We start from the raw sequence: 23283 nt of genomic DNA on the forward strand, positions 1-23283 counted from the left end.
GCGCATGAAACAATGCGTCGACAGTCCGCGTTCTGCCGGAAAATGCAAAAATTAACAGAGACTTAAGCAATTCGGATACTTCTTGCACATTAGTATGACTTATGTGACGGTGGTTTCTTGCGCTCGGGTCTTTCATATTCATTTGCTCGGATCTTCAAAGCTCTCCGCGGTCTCGGAAGCGACCGGGGCGGCAATGTCGCGATCGTCGTTGCGCTCACCCTGGTGCCGATGATCGTCGCAGTCGGCGCCAGTTTTGACTACATTCGTACCTACAATGTCCGCCAGAGGATGCAGAGCGACCTCGACACGGCGCTGATCGCCGCAGTCAAAGAGATCGATACCGACGACACCGTCGCTCTCAAGCAAAAAGTTTCCGACTGGTTCCACGCACAAGTGGAAAACAGCTATACGCTTGGCGACATCGACATCGATACATCAAACCATAAGATCACGGCGACGGCGAGCGGCACGGTTCCGACGACGCTGATGAAGATCGCCAACATCGACACCGTTGACGTCAGCGTGGCAAGCGCCGTCAAGGGGCCGGCCACCTCCTATCTCAATGTCTATATCGTCATCGACACATCACCGTCGATGCTTCTGGCGGCAACAACGGCCGGCCAGACGACCATGTATTCCGGCATCGGCTGCCAGTTCGCCTGCCACACGGGCGATGCGCACAAAATCGGCAAGACGACATACGCAAACAACTATGAATACAGCACGGCCAAGAACATAAAGCTGCGCGCCGACGTCGCCGGAGATGCCGTCAAGGACGTGCTTGCCCTGATCGACACCTCAGACAGCAATCATCAACGCATCAAGGTCGGATTATATAGCCTCGGCGATACCCTCACGGAAGTCCTGGCCCCGACGCTGAGCACGGACACGGCGCGAACACGCCTAGCAGACTCAAGCTACGGTCTCACCAGCGCGACCTCGAAGGCAGCCACCTATTTTGACGTGTCGCTTGCGACGCTCAAGCAGAAGGTCGGGACCGGCGGGGACGGAACCTCCACGAACTCGCCGCTCAAGCTGGTTCTCTTGCTGACGGATGGCGTCCAGTCGCAGCGCGAATGGGTGACCGACAAGGTCACATGGTCGAACAACAAAGCAATTTCCGGGGCATACTGGAACAAGGTGGCGCCTCTCAATCCGGACTGGTGCGCCTACGTCAAAAACCAGTCCGCCACCATGGCGGTTCTCTATACCGAATACCTGCCGCTCACTTCGGATTGGGGCTACAATGCGACCGTCGGTTCGACCATGGCAAGCGCCAACTGGAAGAGCACCTATGGTGGCACCATGCAAAGCGGCGTGTCGTCCAGCATCACGAGACGCGACTACATTCCCTATGCGCTTTCCGATTGCGCATCTTCCAAGAGCCTGTTCATATCAGCATCGTCGTCGGCCGAGATCACGGCAGGCCTGTCGGCGCTGTTCACCCAATATCTCGCATCCGTTCGGCTGACCCAATGAGGCCAGGGAAACGCTTGGCATCGCTGCACCGCCTGCTTGGCGATCGCAAAGGGGTCGCTGCGATCGAATTTGCGATCCTGGCTCTGCCGCTCTTCATCATGATCTTCGGCATTATCGAAGTGTCGCTGATGTTCTTCGTCAACTCGGCGCTGGACGCTTCGGTTCACAAGATCTCCCGGATGATCCGTACCGGCGAGGTGGCGTCCTCGAAGATCACGCAGGCCGATTTCAAGGCCAGAATTTGCAATGACATGCTTCTCTCGTTCAGCTGTTCCAGCGATCTCCTGGTCAAGGTGAACGTGCTCTCGGACCTCTCGTCCGCCGCCAGCGCCGATCCCATCGACGACAGCGGCAATCTCACGGTCACCGAGACCTATGATATCGGCAAGGGCAGCGACTACGTCCTGGTTCAGACGTTCCTGCCATGGACTGCCGTCGTGAATTTCTTCAGCCTATCGAGCGCCAAGCTTGCCGACGGCCGCTACCTGCTCGGATCTTCCGTTCTGTTCCGCAACGAGCCTTTCTGACATGATGAGACGGAGCCAGTCCTTTTTCCGCTTTGCCCGATCCCTCGCCCCTCATCTCATGCGCGACCGGTCGGCGGCTTCGGGCGTGGAATTCGCGCTCGTGTTGCCGATCCTGGTGATGCTCCTGTTCGGCACCGTCGATCTCGGCCATGCGTTGACAGTCAGCCGAAAGATAGATGAGATCGCCTCTTCCACAGGCGACATGATTTCACAGCAGGGCTCCTGGACGAAGTCCGATGTCGCCAAGCTTCTCTCCGGCGCCAGCTTCATCCTGCAGCCCTATGAGACAACAGGGCTGACGATCACCGTTGCGGTGGACGATATCGCGAAGAGCGGCAGCGCAACGGTCAACTGGTCTGCAGCACTCAACACCTCCGCACTGAACTCCGGCTCGGCGAGCACAATCGAGGTCCCTTCGGAGATCCAGGATGACGGCGTGCAGGTCGTGCTGACCCGGGTGCAGTACACATTGACGACGCCGGTCTCGGCGTTCTTTTCAAACTTCACCGGGCAGAATGGCTACAGCTTCGATCGCCATTACTTCAATCGCCCGAGGGTCGGCGACACGATCACCTACAACTGAGCCGAGAGAGCTGTCGCAATCGGCTGGACGTCCCAGGCTCACTTGGGCAGCCTGAAAACGCCGTATGGATTGAACTTGAACTCATCCGGTTCGTAGGTGGAATCGAAGGAGAGGCTTGCACGGCGATCCCTAAGCGTCGGCTCGAGGCCCCGCTGCGCGATCTCGTCGGCAACCGCATCCATGATGGCGACGATCTGTCTTTCGCTGCCAGCCGTCTCAGGCACATAGACCTCCGGCAATCCGACGAGATGGAAACCGACGCTCTCCAGGTACCCCGGAACCGATAGCGGCCGCTTCGCAAAGGCCAGTCGGCCGATCCGCTGCTGAGCCAGCGGGTCGGCGGCCTTCAGCGCCTCCGCTCCTTGCCGGATCAGCTCGCTCCATCGGTCGAGGCCGTGGGCAATGCCGGCGCTTTCACCCTTGACAGCAACCGCTCCCGCATCGATCAAGCGTTCGACGAGGCGCAGCGCCAGCATAGAAACCTTCACCGTCTCTGCCTGCGTCACGCTCGGCCCGAGGACATAGAGGACCGATTGATGATCGGCGACGGCTTCCTCGTCTGCCGGGCTCCATGCATCGGCTTCGACCCGGTCCCAGCACACGGCGAAGGACTGGACCATCCGGTCATCGGGCTCGGCCTGGGAGTAATTCTCGTCGACGCTGAAGCCCGTGGCGAAGTCACGGATCGCCTGTGATGCGGCCTCGGACAAGGCGCTGAGGTTTCGTTCCCTGCTGAGGAAACATAAGACATGCCGAGGCGTTACCGACGATCCCGCCGCCGCTTGCACCGCCGTTTCCTCGCCACCATGAGGGCTGGGTTCCTTCGCCGATGACTGCTTCCAGCCGACCAACGCCCCGATGGACGCCAAGAGTGCGCGACGCAGGAGATTCAAGATCGATGCCTTCCGTTCGGTCGAATGTTCGCAGCCTCCTCGCCTTGTAACCGGATGAAATCCGAAACGAAAGCAGGATCAAGCGCCTCCGACAGTCCGGCATGCTGCCACCGAATTCGGCCGACCCGTTCAAGCCACAGCTTGCGCGCCGGTGATTTCCACGAGCGAGCCGCACATGAAGGCCGCTTCGTCCGATGCAAGGAAAGCAACGAGCGCTGCCACCTCCTCCGGCCTGCCGATACGGCCGTAAGGCACGAGTTTGTCGAGATCGGCGATCGTCCGACCAGAGCGGGTGACGCCGGCTTCGAGCATCGGTGTATGGATTTCACCGGGGCAGACGGCATTGACCCGGACCTTGTCGGGCGCATAGTCGCGGGCGAGGTTCTGGGTGAAGGCGGCGACTGCCGCCTTCGTCGTGTTGTAGGCGATGTGGTTCGGCGCGGGGTAGAGCCCCCATTGCGAGGCCGTGTTGACGATCGCGCCGCCACCGGCATTGATCATGTGCGGGAGGGCCGCACGGCAGAGATGGAACATCGAATCCAGATTGACCGCGAAGCTCGTCTGCCAGTCTTCATCCGACAGCGACAGCAGATTTCCGCGCCGGTTTATGCCCGCATTGTTGACCAGAACATCCAACCGTCCCTTGATCGCAAAGGCCTTCGCGACGAGGTCGACGCATTCCGGCTTCCGGGAGATATCAGCCGCGATCGCAGTTGCAGATCCGCCCGTGGCCCCTATCAGCGAGGCGACTTCGCCTGCCGCCTCTATGTTGGCGTCCGTCACCACCACGAAGGCACCTTCGTCGGCCAGCCTCCTGGAGATGGCCGATCCTATGCCGCCTCCGCCGCCCGTCACGACCGCGACTTTATTGACAAATCTTTTCATATCGAACCTCTTGGAGCTCTTTGCTTTTCGCAATTCCGGACACAAAACCGCTGCGCAGTTTTGCTGGAATTGCTCTATCTGATGTAGCTGCCGCCGTTGACGTCGAACGTCGCCCCGTTGACCGAGGCCTGCGACGGGCGAAGCAGGAACGCCACCAGCTCGGCGATCTCTCCCGTTTCGGCCATCTCCCCGATCGGGATATCGCCAACTGCCGCATCCTTTCCGTGCCTCACCACGAAATTCTCGGCCATATCGGTTCGCACCCACCCCGGCGCGATGGAGACGGCGACGACGCCGTCGCGCCCGAAGCTGCGCGCGATCGATTTGGTGAGATTGATCAGCGCTGCCTTTGTCGCGCCGTATGGCATGGCGTCGGCTGCGTAGCCGCGCTGTCCGGCGCGACTTGCGATGTTGACGATCCGCCCGCCGCCGTTCTGCCTGAAATGCACGAGAGCTTCCTTGCACAGGTCCGCTGCCGCGAAGAAGTTCACCTGAAACTCCTTCTGCCAGGCGGCCTGCCAATCGGACGGATCGGCGTCAATCGAGATCTCGTTGCGGATGCCGGCATTGTTGACGACGGCATGGATGCGCCCCGCCGCCGCAAGTGCTTCGTGCCATAGCGCGAAGGCGCCGTCTGGACGGGAGAGATCGGCCTGGACGATCAGGCCGTTTCCGCCGAGCTTGCGAAGCAAAGCTTCTGCGCGCTGCCTGTCGCGCCCATAATGGATGATGGGCCGGGCTCCTTCCGCAGCCAGGCGTTCGGCGATGGCTGCGCCGATCCCGCCCGACGCCCCGGTGACGAGGACCGTCTGGCCGGCCAGTGCTTGAGGGTGAGACAACTTTGGCTCCTAACCGAGAAGGCCGACCTGGGGACCCCAGGTGTCGGACAGTGCGAATCCTGCAGCGAAAGGATCATCGGCGGAGATGCGCAGCTGCTCCCGGCCATAGACGAAGGCCCGGCCGGTTATTCTCGGCAGCACGGCGCGGCGGCCGCCCACCTCGGTCTCGCCGATCGCCTCCGCCAGGAATTCGCTGCCGATGATCGACCGCGACGTCCTGCGGTCTCCGACGGAGACCTCTCCGCGGGCGTAGAGCGCAGCGAGGTTCGCCGAGCTACCAGTCCCACAGGGCGATCGGTCGACGCGGCCGGGTTGCAGCGTCGTGCAGGTCCGCACCGCGCCATCGGCTTCCTGTCCACGAAACATCACATAAGCGATCTCGTCGATACCGCTGAGGACGGGATGGGCGACCGAGACCTGCCCTGACAGAAGCGACTTGAGCTCGATACCGGTTTCTGCGAGCAGCCGGGCATTGGCAGGCGCAATATCGAGGCCGAGTTGCTCGACATCCACGAGCGCGTAATAGACGCCGCCGAAGGCGACGTCGATCTTGATGCGGCCCCATTTCGGCGTCTCCACCTCCTTGTCCAGCGCTTCGGCGAAGCTCGGCACGTTGTCGAGGCTGACGGACAGGCACTGGCCGTTGCGGCAGGCGGCGCGTGCGACGATGAGTCCGGCGGGCGTGTCGAGGCGGACGACCGTCTCCGGCTCCGACATCGGCACCCGCCCGCTCTCGAGAAGTGCCGTGACCACGCAGATGCAGTTGCTGCCGGACATCGGGTGGGCGCGGTCGGCCTGGAGGACGATGAAGCCGGCATCCGCATCGCTGCGTGTCGGCTCGACCAGCAGGTTCACGGACATGGCGACGTTGGCGCGCGGCTCAAAGGTGACGAAGCGGCGCAGACTGTCGTCGACCGTGTTGATGTGGTTCATCTTGTCGAGCATCGTCGCGCCAGGTATCTCCGGCGCTCCTGCCACGATGACCTTGCCGATCTCGCCCTGGCAGTGGACCTGCAGCAGATCGAGGGTCCGGTTCCAGTTCATTCGGCCGCCTCCGGCTTGATGTACCAGCCCCAGGGGGCCTCGCTGGCGAAGCGGGTGATCTGCTTGGTCTCGAGATAGTTGTCGAGGCCCCAGCGTCCGAGTTCACGGCCGATGCCGGATTCCTTGTAGCCGCCCCACGGAGCTTCCGTGAACGTCGGTTGCGAGCAATTGATCCAGACGATCCCGGCGCGGAAGGCGGCGGCAACCCGCTCGGCGCGGGTATCGTCCTTCGACATGACAGCCGCGGCCAGGCCGAAGCGGGAGTCGTTTGCGAGCTCCACGGCCTCCTCTTCTGTCTTGAAGGAGCGCACGCAGACGACCGGTCCGAATATCTCCTCCTTCCAAGCGTCGCTGTCGAGCGGCACGTCGGCCAGTACCGTCGGCCTGAGATAGAACCCCCTGTCGAATCCTTCCGGGCGGGTGCCGCCGCAGGCAACCGTGGCGCCGGCCTTCCGGGCGCCTTCGATCGCCGCGACGACCTGGTCGTACTGGCGTTTCGAGACGAGCGGGCCGAGAAGGGTTCCCTCGTCGAGACCATTGCCGATCTTGATCCTGTTCGTCTCTTCGACCAGCCGTTCGAGCAGACGGCCGTAGATTGCTTCGTGCACGAGAACGCGGGAGGTGGCAGAGCAGACCTGGCCCTGGTTCCAGAAGATGCCGAACATGATCCATTCGACGGCCTTGTCGATATCGGCGTCCTCGAAGACGACGAAGGGTGACTTGCCGCCGAGCTCCAGGCTGACGCGCTTGATGTCGCGGGCGGCCGCGGCCATGATCTTCGAGCCGACCGGTCCGGAGCCGGTAAAGGCGAGCTTGTCGACCTGTCTGTGGTCGATGATCGCCTGCCCGGCGATCGAGCCTGCCCCCGTCACGATATTGAGGACGCCAGCAGGCAGCCCGGCTTCGTCGGCGACCGCCGCCAGCTCGAGCGCCGTCAGCGATGTCAATTCGGCGGGCTTGAGCACGACGGTGCAGCCGGCGGCAAGTGCCGGGGCGACCTTCCATGCCGCCATCAGCAACGGATAGTTCCAGGGAATGATCGCGCCGGCCACCCCGATCGGCTCGCGCACCGCCTTGGACGTGAACCGTGCGTCGGGAAGCGCGATCGCCTCCTCGGGATTGTTGTCGAGCTGTTCGGCCAGACCCGCATAGAAGTCGAAGCAGCCCGCCGCATCGGCGACGTCCCAGTCGGCCTCTGGAAACGGCTTGCCGTTGTCGAGAACTTCGAGGCGGGCGATCTCGGCCTGACGGGCGCGGATGCCGTCCGCGATGGCGCGGAGATATCCGGCGCGCCGGGCTCCCGTCAGCTTCGGCCAGCCATCCCTGTCGAAGGCGCGGCGCGCGGCCTTCACGGCGAGGTCGACGTCTTCGGCCGTTGCGGCGGCGATCCTGTGGATCACCTCCTCAGTCGCCGGATTGATCACCTCGCAGGTTCCGCCCTTGGCCGGTTTCACCCATTGCCCATCGATGTAGAGTTCGCTTCGCATAGTCACTCCCTTCGCCTTGCGTCGACGCCGCTCTCAGAAACGGTCGACGCGATAGGGTTTCATGTCGACGGGCGGTTCGACGCCCGTGATGAGATCGGCCATCAGGCGGCCGGTCGTCGCCGCATATGTGAGACCAAGATGTCCGTGGCCGGTCGCGTACCAGACGTTGCGCCGCTTGGCGGATCGGCCCATCACCGGGACGGTGTCGGGCAGCGCCGGGCGATGCCCCATCCACTCCGTCGTCTGCCGGACCTTCAGATCCGGCAATGCCTCCTGAGCCCGCTTCACCAGGATCTTCGCGCGCCGATAATCGGGTGGCGCGTCGAGACCGGCCATCTCGACCGTGCCGCCGACGCGGATGCCGCCCGCCGTCGGCGTGACCATGAAGGCGCGCGCCGGCCAGATGATCGAATGGCGCATCGAGATGCCAGGCTCCATGATCTGCGTGTGGTAGCCTCGCTCGGTTTCGAGCGGGATATGCTCCCGCAGCAGGGCGGAAAGCCGGGCGGTGAAGGCGCCGGCCGCGAGCACCACCCTGTCGGCCGCAATCGTGCGCCCATCTGCCAATCGAAGCGCGGAGATGCCGGCGTCGCCCTGCTCGAAATCGACGACATCACCCTGAACGATTCTGCCGCCGAGCCGCCCGAACCTTTCGGACAGCGCGAAGACAAGCCTGTAGGGATCCGCAATCGACCGGTTGTCGGGAAAAAGGACCGCCTTGCCGATCTTCGTCGTCAAAACAGGCTCGAGATCTCGGATGGCGTTGCCGCCAAGGATCTCGTGCCTGAAGCCGAAGCGCTCCAGGATTTCGATATGCTCCCGATCGGCTTTGAACTCGGCGTCATCGGTATAGAGGCTGAGGCACCCCTCGGCGGTCAGCATGTGCCCGAGTCCGGTCTCCTTCAGGAGCGCGTCCAGGTCTTCGTAGACGCGTCGGCACAGCACGGCGCCGGCTGCCTCCAGTTCCCGCAGCTTCGAGGGGCGGCTCGCAGCCAGGAACCGCAGGAACCAGGGCACCAGTTTCGGCAGGTAGCCGGGGCGGATGCGGACCGGACCCTCCGGATCGAGCAGCCATTTCGGCATCTGCGCCCAGATACCGGGACGCGAGGCCGGCATGAATTCGGTGACGGCGATGCTCGCCATATTGCCATAGGAAGCGCCGCGGCCCGGCGCCGCCTTGTCGAGCAAGGTGACGGTCTTTCCCCGGCGCTGCAGTTCATAGGCGATTGTGGTGCCGATAATGCCGGCGCCGACGACCACGATGGATGACACGGAGAACCTCACAATTTCAGTGGTTTCGGTGCGGCTTGGTCGCCCCGGAACTGTTACCAGTCGAGTGCTGCTACCAATTGAGGATCGGCTGCATCGCCGCTTTGAATTCGGCCTTCTCCTGCTCGGTCAGTTCGCCAAGCGGCGCGCGGCAGACACCGACCGGCGTGCCCTGGAGCTCGCAGCCATATTTGATCTTCTGGACGAACTTGCCGCTCTCGAGGATGTTCAGCGCTCTGTAGAGAACCGTCATCATCTCGCGGGCCTTTTCGAGGTCGCCGGAACGGAACGTCCGGTCGAGGTCGCAGCACGCTTTCGCCATGCAGTTGGCCGGACCGCAGATCCAGGAATCCGCGCCCCAGAACATGAAGTCGAGGGCGATATCGTCGGAACCCGAGACGAGGTCGATGCGACCCTTATAGCGCGAATGGATGTCGACGGCGCGCTGCAGAACGCCCGAGCTCTCCTTGATGCCGATCACCCGGCGATCGTCGGCGAGCGCATCCATCAAGTCGAAGGAGATCTCAATGCCGTCCTTCGGGGGATAGTTGTAGAGGATGAGATTGACATCAGTGGCGTCGAGCACGGCACGGTAATGCGCGAGCAGTTCGTCCTGCGTCGGACGTGTGTAGAAGGGTGTGGCGAGCAGAACCGTGTCATAGCCGATCTCCCTGGCGCGCGCCGTGTTCTCGATGACCTCGCGGGTGGCCGGCGCGTTGGTGCCGGCGATCAGTATCTCGTCGTCATTGGCGAAGTCCTTGACGAACTTGAGCACCTCTTCGCGCTCCTCGTTCGAGAGGGAGAAGTATTCGCCGGTCGAACCCATCGGCACCCAGCCCGTGACGCCGGCCGCGCGCAGCGCCGTCAGGTGCTTTTCGAACGCCTTGAAGTCGATCTTGTTGTTCGCGTCGAAGGGAGTGATAAGCGCGGGCATGACGCCGGAAAGTTTCATGGGGAATTCTCCTGTCTGGGAACGACTATCTTCAGATTGCGAGTTTCTTCAGGATCCGGCCTTCGACGAGCGAGACGGCCCGGGTCAGAGGAAAGGCGATCGCGAAGTAAATGAGGGCAACGACCGTCAGCACTTCGACGGGACGGGCAGTGTTGTTGGAGATGTTCTGACCGACGAACATCAGATCCGCCATGCCGACGGCGGAGACCAGGGCGCTCTCCTTGAAGAGACTGACGCAGTTCGACAGCAGCGTCGGGATTGCGCGCAGCACGGCCTGCGGCAGCACGACGTCCATCACCTGGCTCCTGCGCGGCAGGCCGAGGGCGACGCAGGCGTCCAGTTGTTCCTGGCCGATGGACTTGAGGCTTGCCCGGAAGGTCTCGCTGGTGATCGCCCCCATATAGAGCGTCAGCGCGATGACACCCGACGCCAGGTTCGAGAGTTCCACGCCGAGCAGCAGCGGCAGGCAGAAGAAGATCCAGAAGAGCTGGATAAGCACCGGCGTGCCGCGGAAGAACTCAACATATATGCTGGAGATTGCGCGAAGCGCGAGGTTGCGCGACGTTCTGAGGAGACCGACGAGAAAGCCGAGAGTGCATCCGAGCACGACGCAGATGACCGTCAGTTTGATCGTCATCCACAGGCCGAGCAGGAGTGCGTGTTCGAAACGCAGCAGGATCGAGAAGTCGAGCGTCATTCTGGCCTCCTAGCTGACAAGGATCTGGCGGCGGCGCTCAAGCAGGCCGACGATCTGGGTTATCGGGAAGGACACAGCGAAATAGATGAGAGCGACGACCGTGAAGGTTTCGATCGGGCGGTAGGTCTCGGTGGCCAGCGTCTTGCCTTGGTACATCAGGTCCTGGATGGCCACGATCGCGACCAGCGCGCTCTGCTGGAAGATGACGATACCGTTGGTCAGAAGCACCGGGATCGACGCGCGGAACGCCGTCGGGAAGACGATGTAGAGCACCCGCTGCAGCGGATTGAGGCCGAGCGCGATGCCGGCGTCGAGCTGTTCGCGCGGAACCGCCTGGATGGACGCCCGGTAGGCCTCGGCGTTGAACGCCATCAGATTGAGCCCAAGCGCCAGGATGCCCATCGTCACCGGGTCGAGGAAGACGTCGAACAGCATCGGCACGCAGTAGAATATCCAGACGATCTGGACGATGGCCGGCGTGCAGCGGAAGAATTCGACGAACAGCATGAACGGCAACCGCACCAACCGGTAGGGGCTCATGATCAGAAGGGCGAGCGCGAAGCCGAGCACGATGCCGATGACGTTCGCTGCAGCCGTCAGCTCCAGCGAAACCCACAGCCCCTGCAGAAGCGGAGCGATGGATACTGCATTGAAGTCGAACGTATAGTTCACGATGCTCTCCCTACTGCTTGATGTGGCCTACTGCTTGATGTGGAAGACGCGGTCGATGAATTCTTTCGTCCGCTCCTCGCGTGGGGCGCCGAGCACCTGCTCGGGAGGGCCGTCCTCGACGACCACGCCGCCAGCGCAGAAGATGACGCGAGAGGCGATGTTCTTGGCGAACCACATGTCATGCGTCACGATCATCATCGGCATGTCCTGGGCGGCGAGCTGCAGGATGACCTGCTCCACCTCGCTGACGAGTTCCGGGTCCAGCGCCGAAGTGACCTCGTCGAACAGCATCAGCTTCGGGTCGAGCATCAGCGCGCGGGCGATCGCGACGCGCTGCTTCTGTCCGCCGGAAAGCTGGGCCGGATAGGCATTGGACTTGGCGCCGAGCCCGAACCGCTCGAGCAGCGCCTGGGCTCGGGCCGTAGCCTTTGCCTTGGTTTCTCCACGCACCTTGCAGGGAGCGAGAACCAGGTTCTGAATAACGTTGAGATGCGGAAACAGCGTGTAGTGCTGAAAGACCATGCCGATCGAACGGCGGACATTGGTGTCGATCTGGGTCTTCCGGCCCACGCCTTCGGAAGAAATATACGCCTTCCCGTCGAAATTGACCGACCCGCTGTCGATCTGCTCCAGCCCCATCATCACCCTGAGCAGCGTGCTCTTGCCGCCGCCGCTCGGACCGATGACGACGACGCGTTCGCCGGGCTTCATTTCGATATCGATGCCTTTCAGCACCTGAATGGCTCCGTTGCCATAGCTTTTGTGGAGCGCCTGCATTTTCACGAGAGGAAGACTGAAGGACGTGGTCATGCCAATCTCCGATGATCGAAGCTGGAGAGGGCCGGCGCGATCCTCGCACCGGCCCGGCGAGGTTACTTTGCGCCCTTGAGGACTTCGTCGACCGCCTTCTTGATCAGCTCATCGACGTGACCGGTCGCGACCTTCTCTTCGAGGAAGATATCGACCACTTCGACGTCAGCGGCCGAAAGATTGTGCGGCATGCCGAAAGCGACGCCCTGCTTGGCGAGCGCCGGCGTCGGGTTTATCGCCACCGCCCAGTCCGGGTTCGACTGGGTGAAGAGCTGGTTGGTGTCGGAGGCGTCGACCAGGATATCGGCACGCTTCGAGGTCACCGCCAGGCGGGTCTCGTCGTTGCCGGGAAGACGCATGATCGTGGCGTTCTTCACCGATGCGGAAATTGCCTTGTCCTGCGCCGTGCCGGACATGACGGCAAGCGTCACGCCTGCTTTGTCGATATCCACCACCGAAGCGGCACCGGCCGAAATTTTCGGGTTGTTTTTGTTATAGGCGAGCGAGATCTGGTACTCCATCGCCGGGATCGAGAACTGCACGGCCATGGCGCGCGTCGGCGTCCGGTTCAGCGCCAGCGAAAGGTCCCATTTGCCGGCCTGCAGGCCGGCGACGATATTGTCCCAGGTCGTATCGACGAATTCGGGTTTCACCTTCAGGACTTCGGCAAATTCCTTGCACAGATCGGCGAAGAAGCCGGAATATTCTCCGGTCGCCGGATCGCGCATGACATAGGGCGGAGCAACGGCGGCGCCGCAGCGCAACACGCCCGCCTTCTGCACACCCTGCCAATATCCCTCAGCGGTCTCAGCCCGTGCGACGGTGGCGGAAAGACCTCCCATGAGAGCGAGCGCGGGCAGCGCCCGCAGGGCGGACGTTATCAACTTCGAAAGCATCGGCATTCCTCTTTTGCTGTGCGCGAAGTGCGCGGTTCCACTCGTCGGCTGTAGCCGTTTCTGTTATTTTCGTGTCGGCTTAGTGTCGACTGAGAAAGATATGTCAACAGCGTGTCGACAAAGTCAAGCGGAAAAATTACATTGCCGACACGCTGCTTTTCTGGCCCAATGTGACCCGCGTCGAGAGAAAGGGACCTAAGTGTCTGATGAATCGGAAGTGAAACGAATCCGCGGGACTGGCTGGAAGAACGTCTACGAAACGCTTCGCAACGAGATCCTGGCGCTCACTCTGCCGCCCGGTCAGCTTCTCGATGAGATGACGCTTGCCGAACGCTTCGACATGTCGCGCTCGCCGGTGCGCGAGGCCTTGATCCGGCTCGGCGCCGATGAGCTGGTCGTCACACTTTCGAACCGGAGCACGATCGTAGCGCCGATCGAAGTGGCGACGTTTCCCAAATATGTAGAGGCGCTCGACATCGCGCAGCGCATGAATACGCGGCTCGCCGCCGCGCTCAGAACCGAGGATGACCTGAAGATCATCACCAAGCGGCTGAAGTCGTTCGAAGCGGCTGTTAAAACCGGCAATCACCTGGCCATGTCGGAAGCCAACAAGGAATTCCACATGGCAATCGCCCATGCCGGAAAAAACCAATACCTGGCCTCGTTCTACGAGAAGCTGCTGTCACAGGGACAGCGCATGCTCCACCTGCATTTCGAATATCTGGAGCGAACCCACGAAGGCTATCTCCTGACCGACGAGCACACGCTCATGCTCAATGCCGTCAGGGACAAGAACGTGGAACTCGCCGACGAACTCGCCCACGCCCATACGCGCCAGTTCCAAGACAATTTCATCAATTTCATGCGCGAGAACTACACGACGGATGTCGCGTTGGGCCCGCTGCGGGCTGCGGAGTAATCACGTGACAGTCAAGACTATTGGATTCGTCGGCACCGGCGCGATTACCGAAGCGATGGTTCGCGGGCTTCTCACTGAGCCGGCCTATGCCTCCGAGATTCACGTATCTCCACGAAGCGCTCACATCGCCGCGACGCTGGCCGACGAATTCGCCGCCGTCAGAATTGCCAAGGACAATCAGGACGTCGTCGAGCGCAGCGACATGGTGTTCCTGGCAATACGGCCGCAGGTCGCCGAGGAGGTCGTGCGCGCGCTATCGTTCAGGGATAGCCAAATGGTCGTCAGCCTCGTTGCGGCGACGGAGCGCCAGGCCCTCTCCGAATGGATCGCCGCCGACGTGCATCTGGTGCAGGCGATCCCCCTGCCCTTCGTCGCCGGCCGGCAAGGCGTCACCGCCCTCTATCCGCCGGATACCACTGTCGCCGCGCTTTTCGATACGCTCGGAACGGCTGTCCAATGCCAGTCGAGGAAGGAATATGATCTTCTTGCAGCAGCGAGCGCAATGATGTCGACCTATTTCGGCATCATGGAGCAGGTTGCCGTCTGGCTGGAAAGAAGCGGCCTCGAAAAGGCGAAGGGACAGGCCTACATTGCCCCGCTCTTTGCAAGCCTCGCGCAGAAAGCGAACAGCCCCGGCAACGAACCGTTCAGCGCCCTGAGCCGCGAATTCGCGACCAAGGGCGGACTGAACGAGCAGGTTTTCTCCGACTTCGAGAAGAAGGGCGGCCTTGCCGCGCTGACCGCTGCACTCGACGGGGTGCTTGCCCGCATTGAGGGCAAGAACTAGAAAGTCGGCGGCGTGCAGGCGCTGATGACCTCGCAGGGCACCGGTCCGACGCAGCGGAAGCGGTGCGGGCGTCTGCTTTCGAAATAGTAGGCGTCGCCCGCTCCAAGGATACGCCGCTCGTCATCGACCGTCACCTCGAGCCTTCCTGATAGCACGATCCCGCCCTCTTCCCCCTCGTGAACAAGGGGAACCTTTCCGGTGTCGGCGCCCGGCTGGTAGCATTCCTTGAGGATTTGCAGGCTGCGCCCGAACAGGTTTTCCCCAACCTGTCTGTAGGAGATGGCGCCCTTGCCGATCTCCACCAGCTCCTCCGCCGCATAGAAGGCCTTCCTTGGACGCTCGGGCTCGAAGGCAAAGAATTCCGCCAGGCCGATGGGGATGCCGTCCAGAATTCGCTTCAAGGCCCCGACCGACGGGTTGGAGGCGTTCGATTCGATCAGCGAGATCGTCGAATTGGGCACTCCGGTGCGCTTGGCGAGCTCACGCTGGGAAAGCTTATGGGCGATGCGGAGATAGCGAAGACGGCTGCCGATATCGACTGACATGATGCGGTTCGTTTATGTTGTCCAGAATATCGAAAATCATACCCACTCATCCGTTTAAGTTCAATGGCTTGCACTGACGAAGAAAAGGACTTGTTTGAAAGAGAGAAATTGCCATTCTCGGCGCCACCCCAAAGGAGGCCAGGATGGACCAACTCAGCAAAACGAACGCACCCGTACTCGAAAATTTCTGGATGCCGTTCACTGCGAACCGGCAATTCAAGGCTACGCCGCGGCTTCTCGCTGCAGCCGAGGGAATGTACTACACCGACATCGACGGAAATCAGGTGCTTGACGGCACGGCCGGGCTCTGGTGCTGCAACGCCGGCCACGGCCGCAAGAAGATCGCCCATGCCGTCGAGCGACAGCTTGCAACGCTGGACTATGCACCGACCTTTCAAATGGGACATCCCATCGCCTTCGACTTCGCCTCGAAATTGGCTGCGAACGCGCCGGGCGGCCCGCAAGCCAAGCTCGACAGGATCTTCTTCACCGGCTCGGGCTCGGAATCGGTCGATACGGCGCTCAAGATCGCCATCGCCTATCAACGGGCGATCGGCCAGGGCACCCGCACGCGGATCATCGGGCGTGAGAAGGGATATCATGGCGTCGGGTTCGGCGGCATTTCCGTTGGCGGCCTCGTCAACAACCGGCGGGTCTTCCCGCAAATACCGGCCGACCATATGCGCCATACGCTCGACATCGGGCGCAATGCGTTTTCGAAGGGCCTTCCCCCTCACGGCGTGGAACTGGCGGACGATCTCGAGCGCCTGGTGCAGTTGCACGGCGCCGAAACCATCGCAGCCGTCATCGTCGAGCCGATGTCGGGATCGGCAGGCGTCGTTCTGCCTGCGAAGGGCTATCTGGAGAAACTGCGCGCAACCGCCGACAAGCACGGAATCCTGCTGATCTTCGACGAGGTCATCACCGGCTTCGGGCGTCTCGGCACCCCTTTCGCAACCGACTACTTCGGCGTCGTGCCCGACCTGATCACTACGGCAAAAGGCATCACCAACGGCACGATCCCCATGGGCGCGGTCTTTGCCAGCCGAAAGGTCTATGACGGCCTGATGGTCGGACCTGATAACGCGATCGAACTCTTCCATGGCTACACCTATTCCGGCCATCCGGTCGCCTGCGCCGCCGGGCTCGCTACTCTGGAGATCTACGAGGAGGAAGGCCTGCTGACCCGCGCAGCCGATTTGGCCGAGTACTGGCAGGAGGCCCTCCATTCACTGAAAGGCCTGCCTCATGTCGTCGACATCCGCAATCTCGGACTGGTCGGCGCGGTCGAACTGGCTCCTCGTGACGGGTCACCGGGAAGCCGCGCCTATGAAATCTTCGTTGACTGCTTCAACAAGGGCCTGCTGATCCGGGTGACCGGCGACATTATCGCCCTCTCCCCGCCGCTCATTATCGAGAAAATCCAGATCGACACGATCGTTTCGACACTCGGTGATGCCCTGAAGCGCGCGGCGTAGATCCGTATCCCGCGTGCCGCTCCCGTCGGCGATCGGATCTCTGGTCCATCGTCGACGGAACCATCCGGCAAACAGAGACGGAGTTCAGCGCTTCAAGGTCTGTGACGGCAACTGGCCGAAACGTTTCCTGTATTCGGCAGCAAACCGCCCCAGATGCGTAAAGCCCCATCTCAGCGCGACGTCGGCAATGCCTTGCTTGGCGTCGGATTCGAGCAAATCGCGATGGGCGGCAGCCATCCGAAGTTCCTGCAGATAGGCCATTGGGGTCGTATTCCTGAACTGGCGGAAACCCTGTTGCAAAGTCCGAACGCTGACCTTGGCGGCCATCGCGATATCGTTGAGCGAAATCGGCTCGGCGATGTGTTCCTGCATGAAGTCGATCGCCCACTTCACATGGCGTGGGGCCGGTGTCGGAGCAGTGAGCGCAAGCTCATTCGAATAGCGATTGGGGCAGGCCTCCAGAAGCAGATAGATCGCGGCGTCGCAGAGCGAGCTGGCGGCCAGCGGCGAGCGTTGCAGCGGTCCGTTGCCGCTGAGGCCGCGATGGAGGCTCGAGACAAGTTGCTGCAATACAAGCCCCGGACCGGTCGTCAGATCGATGTGAGGATGAAAATCGATATCGCCGCTGATCGTTCGTTCGAACATCTGCGTGAGGTGGCTGATGATCTTTGCCTGATCGACGAACAGGCCGAAATGACGGCGAGGCCCAAACAGGCGGGCGCCTGCGGCACGACCTGCCTCAAGAATCGTACCACGCGCGGGAACAGAGTATATTTGCTCCCGCATGCCGTCGAAGAATGCATTTCCCTCCATCGGCAGAAAAACGATCATCCTGTCGTTGATCGCCTCCCGCCTGATCAGGATCGTGCCTTCGTAGGTGCAGTCGGCTACGGTCACCTCTTCTCCCACGGAGACGAAATTGCAGCGGTATGCAATGGGCATATTGCCCTCCGCCACAACCTTGATCGGGGAGTTTGGCGTCGACAATATTTCCGAAAGCGCGTCCGGGTCTGTTCCGCTATGCGCCGTCTCCCGAAACGACATGCTCTGCGTCGCCAACTGCCGGGTGAGGCCGCCATTGTTATATATATGAGAACTAACGGACATTTTGGACCTCGATAGACGAGGCGCACAAGTGACACCGGATTTGTGCAATCATGTTCATCCCTCTTTTGTGTTGCCCCGGGCGGTTTCAGCCGTAGCGGCTGATTGCGAGATCCCTCGCGTCGATTTCCGGCTGGCGGCCGCCGACGAGATCGCCGATGAGCCGCGCCGAACCGGTGCTCATCGTCCAGCCGAGCGTGCCGTGGCCGGTATTGAGGAAGAGACCGGCGACCTTTGTCGGGCCGATGACCGGCGTGCCATCAGGCGTCATCGGGCGCAGGCCGGACCAGAAGGAGGCCTTGGAAATATCGCCGCCGGGGAAGAGATCGGTGACCGAATGTTCCAGCGTGCTGCGGCGGGCCAGGCCGAGATCGTTGGTATAGCCTGATATTTCAGCCATGCCGCCGACGCGAATGCGGTCACCGAGCCGGGTGATCGCGATCTTGTAGGTCTCGTCCATGACGGTCGATTCCGGGGCGCGTGACGCATCGGTGATCGGGATGGTGAGCGAATAGCCCTTGACAGGATAGACCGGCGGCCGGATGCCGAGCGGCTTGAGCAGCAGCGGCGAATAGCTGCCGAGCGCGACCACCACCGCCTCCGCACTCATCCGCTCACGGTCGGTGATGACCCCCCGCACGCGGCCGGCCTCGACATCCAGCGCCTTGATCGTCGTCCCGTAAGCAAAACGGACACCGAGCGCCTCGGCTTTGGCCGCCAGCGCATTGGTGAACTTGAAGCAGTCGCCGGTTTCGTCCTTCGGCGTCAGCAGACCGCCGACGATCTTGTCGCGCACGTGGCTGAGCGCCGGTTCGAAGCGGACACAGCCGTCCCGGTCCAGCACCTCATAGGGAATGCCGTCGGCGGCCAGCGCCTTGACATCCTTTGCCGAGGCATCGAGCTGCTGCTGCGTGCGGAACAGCTGCAGGGTTCCCTGCATGCGTTCGTCATAGGCGATGCCGGTCTCGGCGCGAAGGTCGGCCAACGCGATGCGGCTGTAATCGGCAAGGCGCAGCATGCGGCTCTTGTTGATCGCGTAGCGCTCAGAGGTGCAGTTCGACAGCATCCTCGCCATCCAGGAGAGCATGGCCATGTCGAGTTTCGGGCGCAGGATGAGCGGCGCGTGCTTCATGAACAGCCACTTCATGGCCTTCATAGGGATGCCGGGCGCGGCCCATGGCGAGCAATAGCCGAAGGAGACTTCGCCGGCATTGGCAAAGCTGGTTTCCAGCGCCGGACCCGGCTGCCGGTCGACGACGGTGACGTCATGGCCGGCCTTGGCCAGTTGATAAGCGGATGTGACGCCGACGATGCCGGCTCCTAGAACGATGACTTTCATGATGTTCCCAATGATGGAGCCGCCGGCTCTTAGCGATATTGCCTGTCGTAACGATCGCCCAGGCCGGTTAGGATTTCGTAAGAAATGGTGTCGGCGTCGCGGGCAATGTCCTCGAGCGTCTGATGGCGGCCAAGCACTTCGACAAGGCTGCCGAAGGTCAGCGCCCCTTCGGGCAGTGCTGATATGTCGACGGTCGCACTGTCCATCGACACGCGGCCGACGATCGGCAGGCGGATGCCCTTGAAATAGACGGCGCCGCGATCGCTCAGGCATCGCGGCAGGCCATCGGCATAGCCGGCGGCAATGGTGGCGAGACGTGTTTCCCGTTGCGTGACATGCGCGCCGCCATAACCGACTTTCGCACCCGCCGCTACGGTGCGCGTCTGCACGACGGCGACATTGAGGCTGACGACCGGCTCCATCGGGTTCTTCTCGCCGGCGTTCGGAGCGCCGCCATAAAGCGCGATGCCGGGGCGGGCGAGTACGCCGTGATAGGCGTCGCCCAAGAAAACGCCGCCGGAATTGGCGAAGGAAATGTCGAAGCCGGAAAATTCGTCGGCGATGCGGGACATCTCGGTAAACTGTTCGCCGTTCTGCTCGCTGTCCATGTCATCGGCCGAAGCCAGATGGCTCATGATGAACAGGATTTCGACATTGGTGCCGTCCCGAAGGGCTGCCGCCAGCTCCGCTCGCTCCTCCCGGGGAAAGCCGAGCCGCGACATGCCAGTGTCGAATTGCAGGACGGCAGGTAGGCAGCGCTTCAGAATGCGCGCGGCCGCTGACCATTGCTGCCATTGCGCCAGCGAATTGAGAACCGGGACGATGCCCATCTCAGCACAGGCGGTTTCGTTGCCCGGCTGCAAACCGTTCAGCACGAAAATCTGAGCGTCCTGCGCAAGGGCCGGCCGGAGCCTCACGGCCTCGACAAATTGGGCGACGAAGAAATGCCTGCAACCTTCCCTGTAAAGCGTTCTCGCAACCCGCTCGGCGCCAAGGCCATAGGCATTGGCCTTGACGACGGCCCCCGCGCGGACCGGTGCCACCGTTGAGACGAGCTTGCGAAAGTTGCGGCCGAGGGCGCCAAGATCGATCGTCAGATAGCCCGTGGCTCCCTGCGCGGTCGTAGCGGTGCGTGTGCGGGAAACCAAAATATCGCTATCCATGTCCATCCCCTTTTTGATCTCAGGGAGTTTATGAAATAATGAGCGAAATTGCCTATCATTTAGCAGTTGATTATTGTTTGATTTGCTCATTAACCGCATAATCAACGAAAATTTGGAACGATCTCTCATGCCTGCTCTCGACGCGATCGATCGCAATATCCTGAGACTGCTGCGCCTCGATGCCCGCATGAGCAATGCCAAGCTTGCCGCGGAGATCGGTCTCTCTCCATCGGCCTGTCTCAGGCGCATTAAAATCATGGAAAAATCAGGCGTGATCCGCGGCTATACGGTGTTGGTCGACACCGGCAATGCGGATGAGATGATCGCCGTGATCATCAACATCACCCTCGAACGACAAACGGAGGACTATCTCGACCGCCTCGAGGCGGCGGTCCGCCGGCATCCAGAGATCCGGGAATGTTTTCTGATGACGGGCGGTTCGGACTACCTGCTGCGCGTGGAGGTTGCCAATGCTGGTGAGTTCGAGCGGATCCACAAAGAGATACTGTCGACCTTGCCCGGCGTTCTCAGGATTCATTCCAGCTTCTCGATCCGCAATGTTCTGGCGACGCGCACGAGGGGCAGGCGCTGAATCACGCTCACCACGTTTATATCAATTCGAGTGCCGTGGCCTTGGCGACCGCTTCGCTCGTCGTGGCGACGGTCAGCTTCCGCCGTGCCGAGGCGAGATAGAGCTGCACCGCGCTTGTCGAAATGCACAGGCGGGCGCAAATCTGCTTCGCCAGAAGGCCGTTGGCCGTCATTTCAAGACATTGCAGTTCGCGGCGCGACAATTGCGGAAAGTCCGTTATTTTTCTCATCCCCGACAGAACCATCGCCCTGTCGTGGAGATGGTGGGCAAGAAACTGGAGGTCGCGCATGCTGTCCATGCGAAACTGTCGCCAGTAGGCGTCGGGATGATTGGAGGTCACCGTAAACAGCGATCGCTCCCCGTGAGGTCCCCGCACCGGCAGGGTAACGCCTTGCCGGCCGACACCGAAGGCCATCGCCTCCTTAAAGAAGCCATAGGCCTGGCCTGAATCCCATTTAGACGCAGACCATTCCACGGGCAGGAAGCCGCGCAGGCCGAGGCGCACGACGGGATCGATGCTGAAGTAGTCCCGGTCAAGATATTGCTTCACCCACTCGGGCGGGTAGGTCAGCATCAGCAATGGATTGCTGGCCGCCGCCCCCGAGGAGCGTGTTACATGCAGAACCATGTGTGATATCGCATAGATGTGGCGGACTTCGTCCAGCGTCGTTTCGAGATCCCGCAATGTCGGCGATGCGGAGATTCGGTCCAGACAGTAGAAAAAACGAGAACTGCTCAGCATGAGATGGACTCGTGGTTGTGTGTTTTCCTGACTGCTCGCAGTGGTAACATTTCGCGATTGCCGAGAACAGCATATTTTATGGCAACCATGGCGCGATATGAAGAACAGGTTAAAGAGCTGGCGAGACCTATCCCACTGCTGGGCGGTGGGACAGCGACTGCGCTTACCGCATGCCGCCATCGACAAGGGCTCTGGCAGGATAGGGAGAGGCTTGCTCCAGAAGTCGGGACAGGTTGGCCCGAAGTGTTCGACAATTGTCCGCCGTGACATCCCATAAGCCAACATACAGCTTGCCGATCTCGGGCCGGGATCGGGCAAGCGGTGTCGGCCTCCAGCCGATCCTGCGGTACACCCCGACCATCGCGACATCATAGACGCCGACGATGCTTTCGATACCGGTGTCGAGCGCAAGATCACAAAGCCCTGAGAGCAGCTCGGTGGCGACTGTGCGCGATTGGTCTATGTGTCCGGCAAGCGGATGAAGGCAAAAGCGGGTACATTCCCAGGTCGTCGGGCTATCGACGTCGATAGGCTGATCAAAGAAATGCCGGAACTCGCTTTTGAGCATCGTCGCTCCTGTGGTCGGCAGCAGGCGCAGCGAACCCGTCAGCGTGCCGGAAGGTCGTTGCGTGACGAGATATACGGGATCTTCAGCCTCGTCGTATCTGTCCCTCTCCCATTGATCCCGGACATCGACCTGCCATCCCAGCCGATCGCGAAAAACGGCGGCGCGGGCTCGAAACATTTCATCGAAAGCACGTCGATCGGTCTCGAGCATGTCTTTGGTGAGTATCCGCAACATATCCGTCCCTCCTGATGTGCTGACGTTTCACAACAAGAGGTCGACCGGGAGCAATCTGGATATTTCACCAGGTTGACCGGTGCTTCGCTTTGCCTTCCCTTTCATAAGAAGGTTCTGATGTTCGTCGATCGAAAGCTCTTGGTAATTGCCAATTTTAACGCAACCAACGGGAGGATTCTTGATGACCCACGACATGGCACGCGGCAAACGTATTCGAGAGGCGATATCCCGGGGCAAGTTCCGGAAAGTTCACGCTCTGGCGGCCGAACTAGAGGTGTCCGTCGCCGCCGTCTCACGCTGGCAGAATGGCGGTCATACCTCGCTGGAAAGCGCCTGCGCGCTCGCCGACCTGCTGGATGTCTCCCTCGACTGGCTGCTGCTCGGGCGAGGCACCATGGACTGGCATAGGAACAGCGCGATCTCCGCCACGGAATTGCAAATGGTTCTGGCGTTGCGCAACCGGTCTGCGGCAACACGGTCCAATCTCGTTGGGCTGGTCGAATCCATCCCTCCGGAGCACCCGTAACGCCAAGCGCAATTCGGTGAGATTTTTTGACCTGAGATCAACATCTTTAGGTTGATAAAAATCTGATCGTCGACGATCTTTCTAGTTAAAGCTTCAACGGCGGCACAACAGGGAGGCCAGCCCGCCCTGCCCTCGCCGCCGCAGAGACCTTGTTTTCACTCTCGACGAAGAAGGCTCGTTGGCGTCGGCTTTTGACGTGAAACTATAAATACGCTGCGCGGAAATTGTCGAAAAACGCATCGCCACCCATTCG

Annotated in this window: 25 protein-coding genes; 8 read left to right on the forward strand and 17 right to left on the reverse strand. The window is 61.3% G+C overall.

What is annotated here, in order from left to right; genetic code table 11:
* Positions 1-117: 117 nt before the first annotated feature.
* The 3 genes from J3P73_RS25055 to J3P73_RS25065 are packed head-to-tail and all read left to right on the forward strand — an operon-like array spanning position 118 to position 2589.
* On the forward strand, positions 118-1479 hold the full coding sequence (locus J3P73_RS25055; protein WP_024319826.1) for a TadE/TadG family type IV pilus assembly protein: 1362 nt from the start codon (positions 118-120) through the stop codon (positions 1477-1479).
* Positions 1476-2006, forward strand: a complete 531-nt coding sequence (locus J3P73_RS25060) for a TadE/TadG family type IV pilus assembly protein (RefSeq protein WP_130665719.1) — start codon at positions 1476-1478, stop codon at positions 2004-2006. Before J3P73_RS25055 ends, J3P73_RS25060 begins: the two co-directional genes overlap by 4 nt.
* A gap of 1 nt (position 2007) precedes the next feature.
* Positions 2008-2589 (forward strand): TadE/TadG family type IV pilus assembly protein, encoded by a 582-nt coding sequence (locus J3P73_RS25065; protein ID WP_024319828.1) that lies wholly within the window; start codon positions 2008-2010, stop codon positions 2587-2589.
* 38 nt (positions 2590-2627) lie between these two features.
* Here J3P73_RS25065 and J3P73_RS25070 read toward each other — a convergent pair whose 3' ends face one another.
* The 11 genes from J3P73_RS25070 to J3P73_RS25120 form a co-directional block, all read right to left on the reverse strand.
* Complete coding sequence (locus tag J3P73_RS25070) at positions 2628-3482, reverse strand: hypothetical protein (protein WP_130687388.1); 855 nt, start codon at positions 3480-3482, stop codon at positions 2628-2630.
* A 129-nt stretch (positions 3483-3611) separates the two neighbouring features.
* Positions 3612-4367 carry an SDR family NAD(P)-dependent oxidoreductase gene (locus J3P73_RS25075; RefSeq protein WP_024319830.1) on the reverse strand — a complete coding sequence of 252 codons (756 nt, stop codon included), beginning with the start codon at positions 4365-4367 and terminating at the stop codon, positions 3612-3614.
* Between the two features lie 74 nt (positions 4368-4441).
* Complete coding sequence (locus J3P73_RS25080) at positions 4442-5206, reverse strand: SDR family NAD(P)-dependent oxidoreductase (protein ID WP_027688169.1); 765 nt, start codon at positions 5204-5206, stop codon at positions 4442-4444.
* A gap of 9 nt (positions 5207-5215) precedes the next feature.
* Complete coding sequence (locus J3P73_RS25085; protein WP_130665718.1) at positions 5216-6250, reverse strand: proline racemase family protein; 1035 nt, start codon at positions 6248-6250, stop codon at positions 5216-5218.
* Positions 6247-7737: an aldehyde dehydrogenase family protein gene (locus tag J3P73_RS25090; RefSeq protein ID WP_130673796.1), complete on the reverse strand. Its 1491-nt coding sequence runs from the start codon at positions 7735-7737 to the stop codon at positions 6247-6249. Before J3P73_RS25090 ends, J3P73_RS25085 begins: the two co-directional genes overlap by 4 nt.
* Before the next feature lie 33 nt (positions 7738-7770).
* Positions 7771-9009 (reverse strand): NAD(P)/FAD-dependent oxidoreductase, encoded by a 1239-nt coding sequence (locus J3P73_RS25095; RefSeq protein ID WP_027688166.1) that lies wholly within the window; start codon positions 9007-9009, stop codon positions 7771-7773.
* A gap of 70 nt (positions 9010-9079) precedes the next feature.
* Positions 9080-9958 (reverse strand): 4-hydroxy-tetrahydrodipicolinate synthase, encoded by an 879-nt coding sequence (dapA, locus tag J3P73_RS25100; RefSeq protein ID WP_024319835.1) that lies wholly within the window; start codon positions 9956-9958, stop codon positions 9080-9082.
* A 31-nt stretch (positions 9959-9989) separates the two neighbouring features.
* Positions 9990-10655 (reverse strand): amino acid ABC transporter permease, encoded by a 666-nt coding sequence (locus J3P73_RS25105; protein ID WP_024319836.1) that lies wholly within the window; start codon positions 10653-10655, stop codon positions 9990-9992.
* Between the two features lie 9 nt (positions 10656-10664).
* Positions 10665-11327: an amino acid ABC transporter permease gene (locus J3P73_RS25110; protein ID WP_024319837.1), complete on the reverse strand. Its 663-nt coding sequence runs from the start codon at positions 11325-11327 to the stop codon at positions 10665-10667.
* Between the two features lie 27 nt (positions 11328-11354).
* Entirely contained in the window at positions 11355-12137 is a 783-nt protein-coding gene (locus J3P73_RS25115; protein WP_024319838.1) for an amino acid ABC transporter ATP-binding protein, read from the reverse strand.
* Positions 12138-12199: 62 nt separating this feature from the next.
* Positions 12200-13033: a substrate-binding periplasmic protein gene (locus J3P73_RS25120; protein WP_024319839.1), complete on the reverse strand. Its 834-nt coding sequence runs from the start codon at positions 13031-13033 to the stop codon at positions 12200-12202.
* Positions 13034-13232: 199 nt separating this feature from the next.
* Between J3P73_RS25120 and J3P73_RS25125 the strand changes: the two genes are divergently transcribed.
* A complete protein-coding gene (locus J3P73_RS25125) occupies positions 13233-13952 on the forward strand; it encodes a GntR family transcriptional regulator (protein WP_024319840.1) in 720 nt (239 codons plus the stop codon).
* Positions 13918-14739 (forward strand): pyrroline-5-carboxylate reductase, encoded by an 822-nt coding sequence (locus tag J3P73_RS25130; protein ID WP_174826994.1) that lies wholly within the window; start codon positions 13918-13920, stop codon positions 14737-14739. Before J3P73_RS25125 ends, J3P73_RS25130 begins: the two co-directional genes overlap by 35 nt.
* Here the strand turns inward: J3P73_RS25130 and J3P73_RS25135 are convergent.
* Positions 14736-15284: a cupin domain-containing protein gene (locus tag J3P73_RS25135; protein WP_018068513.1), complete on the reverse strand. Its 549-nt coding sequence runs from the start codon at positions 15282-15284 to the stop codon at positions 14736-14738. The genes J3P73_RS25130 and J3P73_RS25135 overlap by 4 nt on opposite strands.
* A 143-nt stretch (positions 15285-15427) precedes the next feature.
* On the opposite strand from J3P73_RS25135, the gene aptA reads away from it, so the two are divergent.
* Complete coding sequence (gene aptA / locus J3P73_RS25140; protein ID WP_024319842.1) at positions 15428-16762, forward strand: omega-aminotransferase AptA; 1335 nt, start codon at positions 15428-15430, stop codon at positions 16760-16762.
* Positions 16763-16846: 84 nt separating this feature from the next.
* On the opposite strand, the gene J3P73_RS25145 is transcribed toward aptA, so the two are convergent.
* The 3 genes from J3P73_RS25145 to alr all read right to left on the reverse strand — a co-directional run bounded on the left by J3P73_RS25145 (position 16847) and on the right by alr (position 20368).
* On the reverse strand, positions 16847-17869 hold the full coding sequence (locus tag J3P73_RS25145) for a helix-turn-helix transcriptional regulator (RefSeq protein WP_027688163.1): 1023 nt from the start codon (positions 17867-17869) through the stop codon (positions 16847-16849).
* Between the two features lie 85 nt (positions 17870-17954).
* Complete coding sequence (locus J3P73_RS25150; protein WP_027688162.1) at positions 17955-19205, reverse strand: D-amino acid dehydrogenase; 1251 nt, start codon at positions 19203-19205, stop codon at positions 17955-17957.
* 29 nt (positions 19206-19234) lie between these two features.
* Positions 19235-20368 carry an alanine racemase gene (gene alr, locus J3P73_RS25155; protein WP_130673630.1) on the reverse strand — a complete coding sequence of 378 codons (1134 nt, stop codon included), beginning with the start codon at positions 20366-20368 and terminating at the stop codon, positions 19235-19237.
* 127 nt (positions 20369-20495) lie between these two features.
* On the opposite strand from alr, the gene J3P73_RS25160 reads away from it, so the two are divergent.
* Entirely contained in the window at positions 20496-20960 is a 465-nt protein-coding gene (locus J3P73_RS25160; RefSeq protein ID WP_003550368.1) for an Lrp/AsnC family transcriptional regulator, read from the forward strand.
* Between the two features lie 16 nt (positions 20961-20976).
* On the opposite strand, the gene J3P73_RS25165 is transcribed toward J3P73_RS25160, so the two are convergent.
* Both J3P73_RS25165 and J3P73_RS25170 read right to left on the reverse strand, forming a co-directional pair.
* On the reverse strand, positions 20977-21702 hold the full coding sequence (locus tag J3P73_RS25165) for a helix-turn-helix transcriptional regulator (protein WP_130673631.1): 726 nt from the start codon (positions 21700-21702) through the stop codon (positions 20977-20979).
* 163 nt (positions 21703-21865) lie between these two features.
* The gene (locus tag J3P73_RS25170; RefSeq protein ID WP_018068507.1) at positions 21866-22504 is read right to left on the reverse strand and encodes an acyl-homoserine-lactone synthase; all 639 of its coding nucleotides are present in this window, start codon (positions 22502-22504) and stop codon (positions 21866-21868) included.
* A 181-nt stretch (positions 22505-22685) separates the two neighbouring features.
* Between J3P73_RS25170 and J3P73_RS25175 the strand changes: the two genes are divergently transcribed.
* Entirely contained in the window at positions 22686-23030 is a 345-nt protein-coding gene (locus J3P73_RS25175; RefSeq protein WP_018068506.1) for a helix-turn-helix domain-containing protein, read from the forward strand.
* Positions 23031-23283 lie beyond the last annotated feature (253 nt).

The sequence above is a fragment of the Rhizobium ruizarguesonis genome, assembly GCF_017357285.1.
GTDB lineage: Bacteria > Pseudomonadota > Alphaproteobacteria > Rhizobiales > Rhizobiaceae > Rhizobium > Rhizobium ruizarguesonis.

Coding starts and splice junctions, on each gene's coding strand:
- J3P73_RS25060 (WP_130665719.1), top strand. CDS start 1,476: ATGAGGCCAGGGAAACGCTTGGCATCGCTGCACCGCCTGCTTGGCGAT.
- J3P73_RS25065 (WP_024319828.1), top strand. CDS start 2,008: ATGATGAGACGGAGCCAGTCCTTTTTCCGCTTTGCCCGATCCCTCGCC.
- J3P73_RS25075 (WP_024319830.1), bottom strand. CDS start 4,367: ATGAAAAGATTTGTCAATAAAGTCGCGGTCGTGACGGGCGGCGGAGGC.
- J3P73_RS25085 (WP_130665718.1), bottom strand. CDS start 6,250: ATGAACTGGAACCGGACCCTCGATCTGCTGCAGGTCCACTGCCAGGGC.
- J3P73_RS25090 (WP_130673796.1), bottom strand. CDS start 7,737: ATGCGAAGCGAACTCTACATCGATGGGCAATGGGTGAAACCGGCCAAG.
- dapA (WP_024319835.1), bottom strand. CDS start 9,958: ATGAAACTTTCCGGCGTCATGCCCGCGCTTATCACTCCCTTCGACGCG.
- J3P73_RS25105 (WP_024319836.1), bottom strand. CDS start 10,655: ATGACGCTCGACTTCTCGATCCTGCTGCGTTTCGAACACGCACTCCTG.
- J3P73_RS25115 (WP_024319838.1), bottom strand. CDS start 12,137: ATGACCACGTCCTTCAGTCTTCCTCTCGTGAAAATGCAGGCGCTCCAC.
- J3P73_RS25120 (WP_024319839.1), bottom strand. CDS start 13,033: ATGCTTTCGAAGTTGATAACGTCCGCCCTGCGGGCGCTGCCCGCGCTC.
- J3P73_RS25130 (WP_174826994.1), top strand. CDS start 13,918: ATGTCGCGTTGGGCCCGCTGCGGGCTGCGGAGTAATCACGTGACAGTC.
- J3P73_RS25135 (WP_018068513.1), bottom strand. CDS start 15,284: ATGTCAGTCGATATCGGCAGCCGTCTTCGCTATCTCCGCATCGCCCAT.
- aptA (WP_024319842.1), top strand. CDS start 15,428: ATGGACCAACTCAGCAAAACGAACGCACCCGTACTCGAAAATTTCTGG.
- J3P73_RS25145 (WP_027688163.1), bottom strand. CDS start 17,869: ATGTCCGTTAGTTCTCATATATATAACAATGGCGGCCTCACCCGGCAG.
- J3P73_RS25150 (WP_027688162.1), bottom strand. CDS start 19,205: ATGAAAGTCATCGTTCTAGGAGCCGGCATCGTCGGCGTCACATCCGCT.
- alr (WP_130673630.1), bottom strand. CDS start 20,368: ATGGATAGCGATATTTTGGTTTCCCGCACACGCACCGCTACGACCGCG.
- J3P73_RS25160 (WP_003550368.1), top strand. CDS start 20,496: ATGCCTGCTCTCGACGCGATCGATCGCAATATCCTGAGACTGCTGCGC.
- J3P73_RS25165 (WP_130673631.1), bottom strand. CDS start 21,702: ATGCTGAGCAGTTCTCGTTTTTTCTACTGTCTGGACCGAATCTCCGCA.
- J3P73_RS25170 (WP_018068507.1), bottom strand. CDS start 22,504: ATGTTGCGGATACTCACCAAAGACATGCTCGAGACCGATCGACGTGCT.
- J3P73_RS25175 (WP_018068506.1), top strand. CDS start 22,686: ATGACCCACGACATGGCACGCGGCAAACGTATTCGAGAGGCGATATCC.